The organism is Parabacteroides sp. APC149_11_2_Y6 (assembly GCF_054506995.1).
Genome location: NZ_CP173709.1, coordinates 4,163,907 through 4,179,997 on the forward strand (window position 1 = coordinate 4,163,907; position 16,091 = coordinate 4,179,997).

The 16,091-nt window shown below is 42.2% G+C and carries 13 protein-coding genes; all 13 read left to right on the forward strand.

What is annotated here, in order from left to right; genetic code table 11:
* Positions 1–574 precede the first annotated feature (574 nt).
* The 13 genes from rsmH to ACGE0T_RS17425 all read left to right on the forward strand — a co-directional run bounded on the left by rsmH (position 575) and on the right by ACGE0T_RS17425 (position 16,072).
* Positions 575–1,504 carry a 16S rRNA (cytosine(1402)-N(4))-methyltransferase RsmH gene (rsmH, locus tag ACGE0T_RS17365; RefSeq protein ID WP_459187838.1) on the forward strand — a complete coding sequence of 310 codons (930 nt, stop codon included), beginning with the start codon at positions 575–577 and terminating at the stop codon, positions 1,502–1,504.
* A 36-nt stretch (positions 1,505–1,540) separates the two neighbouring features.
* Complete coding sequence (locus ACGE0T_RS17370; RefSeq protein ID WP_459187839.1) at positions 1,541–1,882, forward strand: FtsL-like putative cell division protein; 342 nt, start codon at positions 1,541–1,543, stop codon at positions 1,880–1,882.
* Positions 1,883–1,884: 2 nt separating this feature from the next.
* Positions 1,885–4,062, forward strand: coding sequence for a penicillin-binding protein (locus ACGE0T_RS17375; protein ID WP_459187840.1), 2,178 nt, complete (start codon positions 1,885–1,887; stop codon positions 4,060–4,062).
* A 3-nt stretch (positions 4,063–4,065) separates the two neighbouring features.
* Positions 4,066–5,538 carry a UDP-N-acetylmuramoyl-L-alanyl-D-glutamate--2,6-diaminopimelate ligase gene (locus tag ACGE0T_RS17380; RefSeq protein ID WP_459187841.1) on the forward strand — a complete coding sequence of 491 codons (1,473 nt, stop codon included), beginning with the start codon at positions 4,066–4,068 and terminating at the stop codon, positions 5,536–5,538.
* 39 nt (positions 5,539–5,577) lie between these two features.
* Positions 5,578–6,846, forward strand: coding sequence for a phospho-N-acetylmuramoyl-pentapeptide-transferase (mraY, locus tag ACGE0T_RS17385; RefSeq protein WP_459187842.1), 1,269 nt, complete (start codon positions 5,578–5,580; stop codon positions 6,844–6,846).
* A 4-nt stretch (positions 6,847–6,850) separates the two neighbouring features.
* Positions 6,851–8,185, forward strand: coding sequence for a UDP-N-acetylmuramoyl-L-alanine--D-glutamate ligase (murD, locus tag ACGE0T_RS17390; RefSeq protein WP_459187843.1), 1,335 nt, complete (start codon positions 6,851–6,853; stop codon positions 8,183–8,185).
* A gap of 9 nt (positions 8,186–8,194) precedes the next feature.
* A complete protein-coding gene (locus ACGE0T_RS17395; protein ID WP_459187844.1) occupies positions 8,195–9,505 on the forward strand; it encodes an FtsW/RodA/SpoVE family cell cycle protein in 1,311 nt (436 codons plus the stop codon).
* Positions 9,506–9,557: 52 nt separating this feature from the next.
* Entirely contained in the window at positions 9,558–10,664 is a 1,107-nt protein-coding gene (murG, locus tag ACGE0T_RS17400) for an undecaprenyldiphospho-muramoylpentapeptide beta-N-acetylglucosaminyltransferase (RefSeq protein ID WP_459187845.1), read from the forward strand.
* Positions 10,665–10,732: 68 nt separating this feature from the next.
* A complete protein-coding gene (gene murC / locus ACGE0T_RS17405) occupies positions 10,733–12,118 on the forward strand; it encodes a UDP-N-acetylmuramate--L-alanine ligase (RefSeq protein ID WP_459187846.1) in 1,386 nt (461 codons plus the stop codon).
* A gap of 3 nt (positions 12,119–12,121) precedes the next feature.
* Entirely contained in the window at positions 12,122–12,850 is a 729-nt protein-coding gene (locus tag ACGE0T_RS17410) for a cell division protein FtsQ/DivIB (protein ID WP_459187847.1), read from the forward strand.
* 8 nt (positions 12,851–12,858) lie between these two features.
* Complete coding sequence (ftsA, locus tag ACGE0T_RS17415) at positions 12,859–14,211, forward strand: cell division protein FtsA (RefSeq protein ID WP_459187848.1); 1,353 nt, start codon at positions 12,859–12,861, stop codon at positions 14,209–14,211.
* A 25-nt stretch (positions 14,212–14,236) separates the two neighbouring features.
* Positions 14,237–15,604 (forward strand): cell division protein FtsZ, encoded by a 1,368-nt coding sequence (gene ftsZ / locus ACGE0T_RS17420; protein ID WP_459187849.1) that lies wholly within the window; start codon positions 14,237–14,239, stop codon positions 15,602–15,604.
* Positions 15,605–15,622: 18 nt separating this feature from the next.
* A complete protein-coding gene (locus tag ACGE0T_RS17425; protein WP_459187850.1) occupies positions 15,623–16,072 on the forward strand; it encodes a GatB/YqeY domain-containing protein in 450 nt (149 codons plus the stop codon).
* The last annotated feature ends 19 nt before the right edge of the window (positions 16,073–16,091 follow it).

A 16,091-nucleotide genomic window follows, 5' to 3' on the forward strand; every position in this document is an offset into this window, starting at 1 on the left:
AATAAGACCTAACCTAAATATCAAATAGATTTATTATATACCATAGAACATAACAATATGCTTAGATACGGCCATACACAATGTTAATTAGTAAACATTCTAACAACTATACAAACAAAGCAACAAAGACAAACCTCGCAAGAAGAGCATATTCGCAATCCCTCCCGGATCTTTATCCATACAGGCCCACTGGGAAGAGGTTATTTTATCAAAGTGTCAAAATGAAAGAAACCCGGCTAAAGAACAGAAAAGTGAACTCGATAGAAAACATTGGGAAAAGTCAACTCGTTTCAGACAAAGTCAAATGTCAAATCATAGTTATGGTTTTCCGAAATCATAACTATGATTTTCAAAAAACATAACTATGAATCGAAAAGAAAGCATCTTATTCCATAACCAGCCAATAACAAAGCGATCCCCTTACCTGTTGAAAACTTTTTGTTACTTTTCTCTTATATTTCTTGGCGGTTAAAAAAGGAAATGCGTACTTTTACCCTCCAATAGAGCAATGCTTAGTAAATCAGACAACTATATTGCTTTATTTTAAGGAACAGTTTAACAGAATAGCGAATAAATGGAAGAAAAAGAGGTTTGCTATCATGTACCGGTAATGCTTCAGGAAAGTATAGAGGGATTAAGCATTCACCCTTCAGGAATATATGTAGATGTGACATTTGGAGGAGGAGGACATTCGCGCGAAATCCTGAGCCGGCTAGATAACAAGGGGAGACTTTATGGATTTGACCAAGATGCCGACGCCGAAAGTAATATACCGGAGGACGCTCGTTTTGTTTTTGTCCGCAGTAACTTCCGTTATTTATATAATTTTATGCGGTACCACAACGCCGCAGGCAATGTGGATGGCTTACTGGCCGACCTGGGCGTTTCTTCCCATCATTTCGATGACAAGGAACGAGGTTTCTCTTTCCGCTTTGAAGGAGCCTTGGATATGCGTATGAATACACGTGCCGGAAGAACTGCCGCCGATATTGTAAACACATACCCGGAAGAAGAACTGGCCAATTTATTTTATCTGTACGGTGAACTGAAAGTTTCCCGTAAACTGGCTTCATTGCTGGTTCGTAGCCGGGAAACAAAAAAAATAGAAACAATCGGAGATTTTCTGGAAGTTATCAAGCCTTTTACCGGGAAAGACAAGGAAAAGAAATTTCTTGCCCAGGTTTTTCAGGCACTTCGCATAGAAGTAAACGATGAAATGAAGGCACTGAGAGATATGCTTCAACAAACAATGGAGGTCTTAAAACCGGGAGGCAGACTGGTAGTTATCACCTATCATTCTCTGGAAGACCGTTTGGTGAAAAATTTCCTAAAAACAGGTAATTTCGAAGGGAAAATAGAACAGGACTTTTTTGGAAATATCAAATCGCCGTTCCGGTTGGTCAACAATAAAGTAATGGTCCCTTCCAACGAGGAAATAGAAAAGAATCCCCGTTCAAGAAGTGCCAAACTAAGAATAGCGGAGAAATTGGATCTTGAAAATTAAACAATCGGTTTTCAATACAAAAATGGAGTTTGTTATATGGAGCAACGAAAGAAAAAGAAAAAAGAAAGACGGCTTTCCTTTTTATACATCATAGGCGGTGGCATCTTAAAAGAAGATTTCATCGTGAAGCACACAAAGATGATAGTCCTTGTGGTTGTTTTGGTTTTCTTCTTCATCGGCAACCGGTATACCTGTATGCAAAAGCTACGGGAGATAGACCACCTCCAGCGGCAACTTCGGGATATTCGTTTCGAAGCTTTATCCATTTCCTCCGAGCTGACGGGAAACAGTCGTCAGTCGCAAATAGAATTATTAATTGAAGAACAAGGTATAGAACTTGAAGCGGCTCAAAACCCGCCTTATGAATTATACAAATAAATATGGCTGAAGAAATCGAACCAAATGAAGTAACCCCGAAAAGTAACCGGATTTTATTCTGTTACTTTATTGTCGTGCTATTCCTCGGATTAGTGGCAATCGGCGTCTTGGTACGGGCATTCGATACGGCTTTTATTGAAAAAGAAAAATGGGTAAAAGTTGCTGAAAGCCAAAAACGCCCGAATTTACTGGTAGCACCCGGACGTGGAAATATCTATTCTGTCGATGGTAAATTGATGGCAACCAGCGTTCCCCGGTATTATACATATATCGATTTCAAGGCAGAAGGGCTGAATGTAGATTCATTCCTCCATTCTAAACGGAACGGAGTAGATTCTCTGTCGTTCTATCTCTCCAAAAAATTTAAAAACCGGACGCCGGCAGGATACAAAGCACATTTGTTGCGGGGGCTGAACATGAAAAAAAATAACCGGCAATATCCTTTGATTGAAGGACGTATCTCCTACTCCGACCTGAAAGAAATAAAGAAATATCCGTTTCTCCGGTTAAATCGCAACAAAAGCGGATTCTACACTAAAGAAATGGTTCAACGCCAGAAGCCTTTCGGAACGCTAGCATCACGTACCATCGGGGATATTTACGGGGAAATAGACCCTACCACAGGACTGACAAAAGGTAAAAACGGTCTGGAGCTGCAATACGACAGTCTATTACGCGGAGAAGCAGGGTTAAGCTCTGTTCGCCGTGTTGGTGGTGCCTGGACAAACGTTACGGAAATAGAACCGGTAGATGGCATGGACATCCGTACAACCATTGACATCAACATTCAGGACATTACAGAAAAATCGCTGGTCGACATGTTGAAAAAGATCGACGCAGCTTCAGGTACGGCTGTGGTAATGGAAGTGGAAACCGGGGAAATAAAGGCAATTACCAATATGGGACGTATACGCGAAGGGGTATACGGTGAAGAAAAGAATCATGCAGTTGCCGATGAGACAGAACCGGGTTCTACCTTTAAAGTGGCATCCATTATGGTAGCTCTTGAAGACGGAATCTGTCACCCCAGTGATACGGTGGACGTAGGCAACGGTATATATATGTATAAGGGAGCACGTATGACCGACCATAATAATAATAAAGGAGGTTACGGACGTATCTCTGTAGAACAAGCGATCTGGTACTCTTCCAATATCGGGGTGGCAAAAACAATCCTGAAAGGATATGAGAAAAATCCGACAAGATTTGTTGAAGGCTTATATAAAATCGGTTTGAATAAAGACCTGAAACTGGAAATACCGGGAGCCGGACGTGCTAAAATCAGGATGCCGAATGATACGGCACATTATTGGTCGAAAACCGCATTACCCTGGATGTCTTTCGGTTACGAAACCCAGATACCGCCTATTTATACGCTGGCATTTTTCAATGCCATAGCTAACAATGGGAAAATGGTTCGCCCTATATTCACCAGGGAAATCTCCCACAACGGAAAAACCATTCAGAGTTTTTCTACAGAAGTTGTCAATTCATCTATCTGTTCAAGCAAAACACTGGATATTATTAAGGATATGTTGCTTGGCGTTGTTGAAAAGGGAACAGGCAAGGCTGTTCATTCCAATATTGTCCGGATAGCAGGTAAAACAGGTACGGCACAAATCGCATCCGGCGGTGTATACCGGAGAAGCGGACACCAAGTCGCTTTCTGCGGATATTTCCCTGCAGATGCACCGAAATATTCCTGTATCGTAGTTATCCGCCAACCCCGTATCGGTTATCCTTCGGGAGGAACCATGTCCGGAGGTGTGGTTAAATCAATTGCCGAGAAAATATATGCCGCCTATATGCCTATCGACATAAAGAAGATGGATACCGATTCGACTGCTGTTCTTATGCCTCAACCTAAAGCCGGAGAATTAGACCCGCTAAAATATGTACTGAATAAACTGGATATAGATGCAAATACAGACAGTATCGAAACCAAATGGGTAACAGCCAAAAAGGATGATGATGAAAAAGAAATTATCTTGAAGGATGTTCCTATTCGCGAAAACCTCGTACCGAATGTAGTCGGAATGGGGGCTAAAGATGCAGTCTATCTATTGGAAAGTAAAGGTCTGCAAGTAACGTTGAGCGGAATGGGAAAAGTGGTATCACAATCCATATCCCCCGGTTCACGTGCATCCAAAGGTCAAACCGTTTCATTAACATTAAGATAAAGCATGGAACTAAAAAAACTTATTCAATCATTGAATGTACTTGAAATTAAAGGTGATATTCATAAAGAAATTTCAGGTATCCAGTCTGATTCCCGCAAAGTGGAAGATAATTATCTTTTTGTCGCAGTACGGGGAACGGTTGTAGATGGTCATACATATATAAATGGAGCAATAGAAAAAGGAGCGACAGCAATTATATGCGAAGAAATACCGTCTGTCCCCGAAGCACTTATAGTTGAAAAAAATCCGGTTTTTATCCTTGTCAAAGATTCGGCCGAAGCCTTGGGATTGGCACTCTCCACATGGTATGACAATCCTTCGGAAAAACTGATATTAGTTGGCGTAACAGGAACAAACGGAAAAACAACTATCGCAACCTTGCTTTATGAAATGTTCCGAAAAATGGGACATAAGGCAGGATTATTATCTACCGTTTGCAACTATATCGATGGAGAAGCTATTCCGACAGAGCATACGACACCCGACCCTATTACCCTGCACAACCTGATATACAAGATGGTTCAGGCTGGTTGTGAATATGCATTCATGGAAGTAAGTTCACACTCCATCGACCAGAAACGTATCAGCGGACTGTTTTTTGACGGTGGTATCTTCACTAATCTGACACGGGATCATATGGATTACCATAAGACAGTGGAGAACTATCTGAAAGCAAAAAAGAAATTCTTCGATGACCTGCCCTCCACTGCATTCGCCATTACGAATGCAGACGATAAAGCCGGGCTTGTCATGTTACAAAATACGGCAGCACAGAAGCTGACCTATTCGCTTCGTACACTGGCTGATTTTAAAGGTAAAATACTGGAATCCCATTTTGAAGGGACCGAACTTTTAATAAACAACCGAGAAGTTACCGTACAGTTTGTAGGACGTTTCAACGCTTACAACCTGTTAGCCGTATATGGTGCGGCTGTTTCCTTAGGGAAAGATCCGGAAGAAACACTGATTGTACTGAGTACCTTGCATTCGGTATCAGGACGGTTCCAGACCATCCAGTCCACGGAAGGATATACTGCGATTGTAGACTATGCCCACACACCGGATGCTTTGGTTAATGTGCTGAATAGTATTCATGAAGTATTGGATGGCAACGGACATGTAATCACAGTTGTTGGCTGTGGAGGAAACAGGGACAAAGGCAAACGCCCTATTATGGCAAAAGAAGCTGCCAAATCGAGCGACCAATTGATTATCACTTCCGACAATCCTCGTTTCGAAGAGCCTCAGGATATTATCAACGATATGCTGGCAGGATTGGACAATACGGATAAAAAGAAAACATTGAGCATTGCCGACCGCAAAGAAGCAATCCGTACGGCTTGCATGTTAGCAAAAAAAGGCGATGTGATTCTGGTTGCCGGGAAAGGACACGAGAATTACCAGGAAATCAAAGGAATAAAACATCATTTCGATGATACGGAAATTTTAAAAGATATTTTTTCATTGACTGTTTGACGGTTTTGCCGGGTAAAATAGTCCAACGTAGATACAACTATGCTATATTATCTGTTTGAATGGCTGCATAAGCTCAATTTTCCCGGTGCGGGAATGTTCGGATACACCTCTTTCCGCGCATTGATGGCTGTTATCCTGGCATTGCTGATTTCAAGTATGTGGGGAGACAAATTCATTAATTTACTGAAACGGAAACAAATTACCGAAACACAACGCGACGCTAAAATCGACCCATTCGGAGTTGATAAAGTAGGTGTGCCCAGTATGGGAGGTGTCATTATCATTGTTGCGATTCTGATTCCTTGCTTATTATTGGGCAAACTGCACAATATTTATATGATATTGATGCTTATCACTACAATATGGTTAGGCTCACTGGGGTTTGCTGACGATTATATCAAAATTTTCAAAAAAGATAAAGAAGGGCTACACGGCAAATTTAAAATTATCGGGCAGGTCGGCCTCGGGTTAATCGTAGGATTAACCTTATATCTAAGTCCGGATGTAGTAATCCGTGAGAATTTCGAGGTTCAAAAGTCAGAACATGAAATCGAAGTGATACATGGCACGCATGACTTGAAATCCACTCAGACAACGATTCCTTTCTTCAAAAGTAATAACCTTGATTATGCCGATTTAGTGGGATTTATGGGTGAATACGCCCAGACTGCCGGCTGGATATTGTTTGTTATCGTTACCATATTTGTAGTAACCGCCGTATCCAATGGTGCCAACCTCAATGATGGAATGGATGGCATGGCGGCTGGTAATTCCGCCATTATCGGACTTACATTGGGAATACTTGCCTATGTGTCGAGCCATATCGAATTTGCCAGCTACTTGAATATCATGTATATTCCCGGAAGTGAGGAACTGGTTATATTTATCTGTGCTTTTATAGGTGCGCTTATCGGATTCCTCTGGTACAATGCTTATCCGGCACAGGTTTTTATGGGAGATACGGGAAGTCTTACTATCGGCGGTATCATTGCTGTTTTCGCTATTATTATCCACAAAGAATTGCTGATACCCATTCTTTGCGGGGTATTTCTGGTAGAAAACCTGTCGGTGATTTTACAACGGTTTTATTATAAAGCAGGAAAGAAGAAAGGAGTGAAACAACGGCTTTTTAAGCGAGCGCCGATACATGACCACTTCCGTACTTCAATGAACCTGATTGAACCCGGATGCAGCGTAATGTTCACAAAACCGGATAAACTATTCCATGAATCAAAGATAACGGTTCGTTTTTGGATTGTAACCATTGTGTTGGCAGCTATCACGATTATCACACTTAAGATAAGATAAAGAGATGAAAAGAATTGTAGTATTAGGGGCTGGTGAAAGCGGGACAGGAGCCGCCATACTGGCAAAGGCGAAAGGTTTCGATGTTTTCGTATCCGATTTTTCGTCTATCAAACCTAAGTATAAGGATATGCTGGATGCTCATTCCATTCATTGGGAAGAGAAACTGCATACCGAAGCCGACATTCTTAATGCCGACGAAATAATCAAAAGTCCGGGTATTCCCGACAAGGCCCCGATTATTCAAAAACTGAAAGAAAAAGGTACGCATATCATCTCCGAAATAGAATTCGCCGGACGATATACAAACTCTAAAATGATCTGTATCACAGGCAGCAACGGAAAGACTACCACTACCATGTTGACCTACCATATCCTGAAACAAGCAGGTATGGATGTTGGACTGGCAGGTAATGTAGGAAACAGCCTTGCTTTACAGGTGGCAGAAGATCCTCATGCTGTTTATGTTATCGAACTGAGTAGTTTTCAGCTTGATAATATGTATGACTTCAAAGCTGATATTGCTATTCTCCTGAATATAACCCCCGACCATCTGGATCGTTATAATTATGAAATGCAGAATTATATTGATGCAAAATTTCGTATCTTGCAGAACCAAACAGCAAAAGATGCTTTTATATATTGGAACGATGACCCGGTCATTGCCCGTGAGATAGCCAAGCGCCATCCGGAGGCAACTCTTTACCCTTTTGCGGGAACACACGAAACAGGAACAAAGGGATATACGGAAAACAATAAGATAATAATTGAAACTCCAAACGGAACGTTTACAATGGATCAAGATTTATTGGCATTAACAGGGACACACAATCTGTACAATTCGCTTGCCTCAGGTATTGCCTCCAAGGTGGTAGATATCCAGGATGAGAAAATACGTGCCTCATTAAGCGACTTTACCGGTGTAGAGCACCGTCTTGAAAAAGTGGCTCGCGTACGCGGTGTTGATTACATCAATGACTCAAAAGCAACAAACGTCAATTCATGCTGGTATGCGTTACAGAGCATGACCACGAAGCTGGTTCTCATTTTAGGAGGGACAGATAAAGGAAACGACTACACAGAAATAGAAGAGTTAGTAAAACAAAAAGTCCGATCCTTAATTTTCCTGGGAGTGGATAATAGTAAATTACATAAATTCTTCGATGGCAAAGTTGCAACAATTGAAGATGCCCGTTCGATGGAAGAAGCTGTTTCCAAGGCTTATAAGCTGGCAGAAAAAGGAGATACTGTACTTTTATCACCTTGCTGTGCAAGTTTCGACCTTTTCAAAAGCTATGAAGATCGTGGCGAACAATTTAAAGCATGCGTACGTAATTTGTAATTAAATAGTATGGATCTGGCGAGTAAACTCTTTAAAGGTGACCGTGTAATATGGGTTATATTCATGTTCCTCTGCCTTATTTCGGCAGTGGAAGTCTTTAGTGCGACCAGTACAATCGCCTATAAGAATGTGAATCAATGGGCACCCATCATGCGTCATGCAACTTTCCTGCTCGGCGGCTTTGTGGTGGTATTATTGTTACACAATGTTCCATGCAAATTCTTTTCGGTATTCATTCTTTTACTGCCGGTATCGGTTTTGATGCTGATTGTCACGCCGTTTATAGGGGTAAATGCGAATGATGCACATCGCTGGCTGGATTTATTCGGTATACAGTTTCAACCATCGGAGTTTGCAAAACTTGCCTCTGTCGTCTATATAGCTTTTTTGCTTAGCAAACGAAGTAAATATTCTGAAAATCAAATATTCAAGTACATTCTGATAGGCGTCGGAACCGCTTGTGTTTTAATTTTACCTGAGAACTTCTCCACAGCATTTATGTTGTTCGGGGTAACCTTCCTGATGATGTTTATCGGGCAACTTCCTTTTTCAAAGTTGGCTAAACTCGGAGGAATATTACTTATCGCCTTGCTCCTGTTCCTGTCTTTGTTAAAATTCATGCCTGCCGGTATAAGCCAATACCTGCCAGACCGTTTTGCCACTTGGCAAGCTCGTGTGGAACGCTTCTCCGAGCCTAAAGACACTGAATTTGACGAGAATGGAATTTATAAAATTACAGACGATAATTATCAGGTATCCCATGCTAAAATAGCAATTGCACAAGGAGGTATCTTCGGACAGATGCCGGGGCACGGACAACAACGAGATTTCCTGCCACAGGCTTATTCCGACTTTATTTATGCGATTATTATAGAGGAACTCGGAATTGTAGGGGGAGTGTTTGTACTGCTCCTTTACATTATGTTATTAGTCCGCGTAGGAATGATTGCCCGAAGATGTGACAAACTATTCCCTAAATTCCTGGTATTGGGATGTGGTTTGCTGGTTGTGGTACAAGCTCTTGCCAATATGGCTGTTGCAGTAAACCTGATACCGGTTACCGGACAACCGATGCCTCTCGTAAGCCGTGGAGGTACATCAACCGTTATTTCCTGCATTTATTTCGGAATCATTCTTAGCGTAAGCCGTTTCGGAGCGGGCATGGGAAATGAGGAAGAAACAGAGAACTCCGAGGAAGACATTGAGGATACAACAACTGAAAATATACAGGCTCCGGATGTCGAAAGTCCGGTAGGTAACTCCAGCCCATTATCGGCTGTCGCATCTTTAGAAGAGATAGACAAAGAAACAAAAATATAATACCCGCCTGAGGATAGATATAATTATCCTACAGACGTAATGATATGAAACTATGAAGCAATACCGGATTATCATAAGCGGCGGAGGAACCGGAGGACATATCTTTCCGGCTATCTCAATAGCTAATACCTTCCGAAATCGTTTTCCGGAAGCAGAAATATTATTTGTCGGAGCAGAAGACCGTATGGAAATGGAAAAAGTTCCGGCTGCCGGTTACCGGATTATCGGTTTACCGGTAAGTGGTTTCGACCGTGCACATGTATTCAACAACATAAAAGTTCTTCGCCGCTTGGTAAAATCTCTCAAACTGGCCAAAAGGACTATCAGGGAATTTAAACCGGATATTGCGGTAGGAGTCGGCGGATATGCCAGCGGTCCCACATTATGGATGGCGGCATCGGAAGGTATCCCGACTTTAATCCAGGAACAGAACTCGTATGCCGGAGTAACCAATAAATTATTGGCAAAAAAGGCAGAAAAGATATGCGTGGCATATGAAGGTATGGAGAAATTCTTTCCGGCAGAGCGGGTTGTCATAACAGGCAATCCTGTTCGCAAGGATTTGGAAGAAGCTTTGGAAAAACGTGAAGAAGCTTTATCTTTCTTCGGACTTTCTCCCGAAAAGAAAACAATTCTGGTTGTCGGAGGAAGCTTGGGAGCACGCACCATCAACCGGAGTATCCAGGGAGACTTGGATAAATTATTTGCTTCCGGTGTACAAGTCATCTGGCAAACCGGACGCTACTATCAGGAAGACGCAATAAAGCATCTGAAAGCCTACCGGGGGATGCCTGTCTGGTGTTCCGACTTTATCACCCGTATGGATTACGCTTATTCTGCAGCTGACATTGTTATTTCGCGCGCAGGAGCTAGTTCTATTTCAGAACTTTGCCTGTTGAAAAAACCTGTTATCCTGGTACCTTCACCGAATGTTGCAGAAGACCATCAGACAAAAAATGCCATGGCTTTGGTAAACAAGGAAGCTGCAATCATGGTTCCAGATAAGGATGCAGGGCAACTATTAGTGCCCAAAGCGCTGGAAATTATTCAAAATGACAAACTCCTGCGACAATTGGCACAAAATATAGGGACATTGGCTCAACATCAAAGTGCAGAACGTATCGTGGATGAAATAGTAAAAATTATAGATGGGAAGTAAATAGTTTGAAGTAGTAAAATAGCACTTTATAATATTATCTTTGTAGTGCTATAAGAATAAAGACAATCATGGATATTAACAATATAACATCTGTATATTTTGTAGGGGCCGGAGGCATTGGAATGAGTGCCTTAATCCGCTACTTTTTGTCAAAAGGGAAAAAAGTAGCCGGTTATGATAAAACACCTTCCGGTCTGACAGAACAATTAAATTATGAAGGTGCAGCCATTCATTATGAGGATAATGTAATGCTGATACCGGATGATTTTACAGATCCGGCAAAGACTCTGGTTGTATATACACCAGCCGTACCGGATTCCCATACGGAATTATCTTATTTCCGGGATAATGAATTTGAAATTATGAAACGGGCACGTGTGCTGGGAGAAATAACCAACTGTACACGAGGTTTATGTATAGCCGGCACACACGGAAAAACAACGACCTCATCAATGGTTGCCCACCTGTTGAAACAGTCTCATGTGGATTGCAATGCCTTTCTTGGAGGAATCCTGAAAAATTATGACAGTAACCTGATGCTTTCCGAACATAGTGACCTGACCGTCATTGAAGCAGACGAATTCGACCGTTCTTTCCACTGGCTGAAACCTTATATGGCAGTTATTACAGCCGCCGACCCGGACCATTTGGATATTTATGGAACTCCGGAAGCTTACCGTGAAAGTTTTGAACATTTTACATCGCTCATTCGACCGGGGGGGTGCCTGATTATGAAGAAAGGGATAAATGTGACCCCAATCCTTCAACAGGATGTCTCACTTTTTTCCTATTCAGCTACAGAAGAAGCAGATTTTTATGCAACTAATATCCGGATAGGAAATGGCGAGATTGTTTTTGATTTTGTCGGCCCCACTATCACTATTTCCGATATACAATTAGGAGTTCCGGTAAAAGTGAATGTCGAAAACGGAGTTGCAGCTATTGCCCTGGCATGGTTAAACGGAGTAACTCCCGATGAAATACGGAAAGGCATGGCAAGTTTCGCTGGTCCGAAACGCCGTTTTGATTTCCATTTAAAGAAAGAAAATATTGTATTGATAGATGATTATGCACATCATCCGGCTGAATTAAAAGCCAGCATACAGTCTGTAAAGGAATTGTATGCCGGTCGTAAAATCACAGGGGTTTTCCAACCTCATTTATATACCCGTACACGTGATTTTGCTACTGATTTTGCTGAAAGTTTATCTTTACTTGACGAGTTAATCCTGTTGGATATTTATCCGGCACGCGAGGAACCGATACCGGGTGTTACTTCTCAAATTATTTTTGATGCGGTAACTATCCCCAATAAGAAAATGGTTCGCAAAGAAGATTTACTGAACCGGATTGCTGCCGAAGTTAATAACCTTGAGGTTGTACTAATGGTTGGAGCCGGTAATATTGAGCAACTGGTAGAACCGGTTAAACACATATTGGATAAAAAAGAATAGCTTGTGATCCGTATCGTATCCATAATAGCTGCGACGTTGTTATTTTGTTACATCGTGTTTGTCTCTTTCTTTTTTCGGGAAATGAGACAGGATAGTCAATGCCGTGCCCTCCAGGTTATCGTTGTAGACAGCCTGGATAAACACTTTATTAGCGATAAGGATTTGACTTATATCTTGAGAAATGCCAACCTGGACCCGCTCAAGAAACCGATGAATGAAATTAACACAGACAAGATAGAAGCAGAACTGCTGAAAAATGAGATGATAGCCAATGTGGAAGCTTATAAAACACCTTCCGGCATCGTAAAACTCGAAGTTGAGCAAAAAATTCCTATCTTGCGGATAATAAGTCCGCGTGGAAATTATTACGTGGATAACCGGGGAACAAAAATGCCGGTAAGCCGCCGTTATGTAGCCCACGTTCCTGTTGCAAGCGGATACGTGGAAAAAGAGCTGGCAGTAACCGACTTATACAAATTTGCATTATTTTTGCAGGAGAATGATTTCTGGAATAATCAAATCGAACAAATTTATGTTCATCCGGATAACGAAGTGGAACTGATCCCCCGGGTAGGTAACCACAGAATTGTACTTGGAACTTTTGCCGATTTTGAAGAGAAGCTCGATAACTTGCGCCTCTTCTATGAGAAGGCAATCCCTAAAGTAGGATGGGAAAAGTACAGTATCATTAATTTAAAATACAAAGATCAGATTGTTTGCACTAAAAGATAGAATGTAATATGGCATACACAGACTTTATAGCAGCCATCGACCTCGGCTCTTCCCGCATGGTCGGTATGGTAGGGACGAAAGGGCCTTCGGGAGCACTTTCTATTTTGGCCTACGAAGTTGAAAACTCCGAAACCTGTATACGAAGAGGATGTGTATATAATGTGGAAGGGACTGCTTTTAAAATCAAACGTCTTATCCAGAAGCTGGAAACCAAATTGCATGGTTCCAAAATCGGGAAAGTATACGTTGGAATCGGAGGACAATCACTTCGTACTATAGACCATACAGTTCCTAAAATATTAGGAACAGAGGGAGTAGTTACAGAAGAAATCATCCAGACCCTTTACCGTGAATGCCAGGATTACCATCCGGATATGCTGGATGTATTGTCTATCGTATCCCCGGTCTATTATCTGGACGACAAAGTGGAACCGGATCCGGTAGGTATTCCCTGTAGCCGGATTGAGGCACGCTACAAGCTGGTAGTAGGACGTCCTTCTCTTCGTCGTTATGTGAGCAACAGTATTGCAGACCGGGCGAAAGTTGAAATCGCTGATATTGTCGTATCTCCATTGGCTTTGGCTGATGTCATACTGACCGACAACGAAAAAGATTTAGGTTGTGCATTAATCGGTTTCGGTGCCGGAGTTACTACACTTACAGTCTATAAAGGTGGCAAACTGGTAAATCTGTCCGTTATTCCTTTCGGAGGAAACCTGATAACAAGGGATATTACCAGCTTACATCTGGTAGAAGCAGAAGCTGAACGGGTAAAATTGACTTATGGTAGTGCCATCATGGACCGTGACAACGAATTTACCATCCAGGTAAGTTCTGCCGATGGTATGGGATTACGTGAAATCAAACTGGAAGATCTCAACAATATTATAGAAGCACGTATCAAAGAGATACTCGAAAACGTATATGCCCGCCTGGAAGCAACAGGCTTGATAAACTCACTGGGAGCCGGTATTATTATTACAGGAGGCGGAGCGGCATTGAAGCATCTTCCGGACCTTATCCGGGATCGGTTAAAGATGGATGTTCGGTACTCTTCCGTGCGTAAAGGCATTGTCGAGAACGGAGAAATGATTGCCAATAATCCTGAATATGCAGTTGCAGTAGGTCTCCTGATGAAGGGGGATACAAACTGTGCCGCCTATATTCCTCCGAAAGCTCCTGAACCTCAAGTAACGGAACAGAAAGTTGAAGAGAAAAAAGAAGAACCGGTAGCTCCTCCTAAACCGTCCAAAGCAAAAACGAATAAAGGAGGAGGTTTCAATCTGTTCAAAGGATGGAAAGAAAAAGCGGAGAATTTAGGCAAAGGCCTCTTCGACGATGAAGAAGATACGAGTAACTAATCAGCAAATGTAAAAACGGAAGGCAATGGACGATACAATATTAAACTTCAACTATCCAACAGATACTCCGAAAATCATTAAAGTCATCGGTGTCGGAGGTGGTGGCGGAAATGCCGTAACACATATGTACAAAGAAGGTATACATGATGTTACTTTTGTGCTGTGTAATACCGACAACCAGGCTTTAAACCGCTCCGACGTACCATGCAAAGTTCCTCTGGGACGCAATATTACCCAGGGATTAGGAGCAGGTAACAAACCTGAACGTGCAATGATGGCTGCCGAAGAAAGCCTTGAAGACATCCGTAAGATGTTGGGAGACGGTACCAAAATGGTATTTATCACTGCCGGAATGGGAGGTGGAACGGGAACAGGAGCTGCTCCTGTAATTGCCCGCATTGCAAAAGATATGGGTATACTTACAGTAGGGATTGTTACTATTCCTTTCGTATTCGAAGGCGAACGTAAAATTATCCAGGCACTGAACGGTGTGGAAGAAATCAGTAAGAATGTGGATGCATTGCTGGTTATCAACAACGAACGGTTGCGCGAAATATACGCAGACCTCACCATGACCAATGCTTTTGGTAAAGCAGATGACACGTTGACTATTGCAGCAAAAAGTATTGCTGAAATTATTACCCTGCCGGGTATTATCAACCTTGACTTCGCCGATGTCAATACCACGATGAAGGATGGAGGTGTTGCCCTGATGAGCAATGGTTTCGGCCAAGGGGAAGGACGTGTTCGCCAAGCGATTGAAGATGCACTGAACTCTCCGCTTTTGAACAACAATGATGTGTTTAATGCGAAAAAGATATTGTTCAATGTTTCATTCGGTGAAGATGCGGAGCTTCGAATGGAAGAAATGAACGATGTACATGACTTCATGTCCCGTTTCGGTCGAGATATCGAGGTTATCTGGGGAACAGCTGTCGACAATTCATTGGGTGATAAAGTCAAGATGACAATTCTTGCGACCGGTTTTGGCATGGAAGATATTCCTCAGATAGCAGACAAGCGTCACGCTGAATCTGCACGTATGACAGAAGAAGAATTACGTGTCGAAGAGGAACGTATTAAGAAAGAACAAGGCGAAAAAGAGCTTATCGATAAATATTACGGAGCTTCCGGTCAGCGTATGCGCCGTGTAGCCGCTCGTGCAAAAGCTGTTGTTTTGAATCAGGAAGAACTGGATGACGATGCTCTTATTGCCCTGATAGAAGATAATCCTACTTACAATCGCGATCCGAAGCTTATAGCCCGGGCACGGTCGAAAGTTTCGGTAGAAGATACTCCAACATCATCGGTCTCTTCATCAGCAGCCTCACGTTCTGATAATAATAACAATAAGCCGAATACTGGAGGCAAACCGACAATCAGTTTCAGATAATTATTAATATACATCAATATGGATTTATTTGAAAGAGTCAGCGAAGACATTAAAAACGCAATGAAGGCAAAAGACAAAGTAGCCCTCGAAACTCTAAGAAATGTAAAGAAATTTTTCCTCGAAGCTAAAACAGCCCCGGGAGCCAACGATACCCTGACGGATGCAGATGCGCTTAAAATTATGCAGAAGCTGGTTAAACAAGGTAAAGACTCTGCCGGCATCTTCGCAGAACAGGGACGCCAGGAATTGGCAGAAGCAGAACTGGCACAAGTTGCCGTTATCGAAACCTACCTCCCCAAACAAATGAGCGCAGAAGAACTGGAAACAGAACTGAAAGCAATCATAGCCCAAGTAGGAGCAACCGGTCCTAAAGACATGGGCAAAGTGATGGGAGCCGCGACAAAAGCATTAGCAGGAAAAGCCGAAGGACGGATGATATCCGAAACCGTAAAGCGATTGCTCAACTAAAAAAGAAAAATAATACATA

What these genes read in the sequence shown, in the direction of transcription:
- ftsA (WP_459187848.1), top strand. Translation starts at nt 12,859, where the DNA reads ATGGCATACACAGACTTTATAGCAGCCATCGACCTCGGCTCTTCCCGC.
- murD (WP_459187843.1), top strand. Translation starts at nt 6,851, where the DNA reads ATGAAAAGAATTGTAGTATTAGGGGCTGGTGAAAGCGGGACAGGAGCC.
- ACGE0T_RS17375 (WP_459187840.1), top strand. Translation starts at nt 1,885, where the DNA reads ATGGCTGAAGAAATCGAACCAAATGAAGTAACCCCGAAAAGTAACCGG.
- rsmH (WP_459187838.1), top strand. Translation starts at nt 575, where the DNA reads ATGGAAGAAAAAGAGGTTTGCTATCATGTACCGGTAATGCTTCAGGAA.
- ACGE0T_RS17395 (WP_459187844.1), top strand. Translation starts at nt 8,195, where the DNA reads ATGGATCTGGCGAGTAAACTCTTTAAAGGTGACCGTGTAATATGGGTT.
- ACGE0T_RS17380 (WP_459187841.1), top strand. Translation starts at nt 4,066, where the DNA reads ATGGAACTAAAAAAACTTATTCAATCATTGAATGTACTTGAAATTAAA.
- murC (WP_459187846.1), top strand. Translation starts at nt 10,733, where the DNA reads ATGGATATTAACAATATAACATCTGTATATTTTGTAGGGGCCGGAGGC.
- murG (WP_459187845.1), top strand. Translation starts at nt 9,558, where the DNA reads ATGAAGCAATACCGGATTATCATAAGCGGCGGAGGAACCGGAGGACAT.
- mraY (WP_459187842.1), top strand. Translation starts at nt 5,578, where the DNA reads ATGCTATATTATCTGTTTGAATGGCTGCATAAGCTCAATTTTCCCGGT.
- ftsZ (WP_459187849.1), top strand. Translation starts at nt 14,237, where the DNA reads ATGGACGATACAATATTAAACTTCAACTATCCAACAGATACTCCGAAA.
- ACGE0T_RS17370 (WP_459187839.1), top strand. Translation starts at nt 1,541, where the DNA reads ATGGAGCAACGAAAGAAAAAGAAAAAAGAAAGACGGCTTTCCTTTTTA.
- ACGE0T_RS17425 (WP_459187850.1), top strand. Translation starts at nt 15,623, where the DNA reads ATGGATTTATTTGAAAGAGTCAGCGAAGACATTAAAAACGCAATGAAG.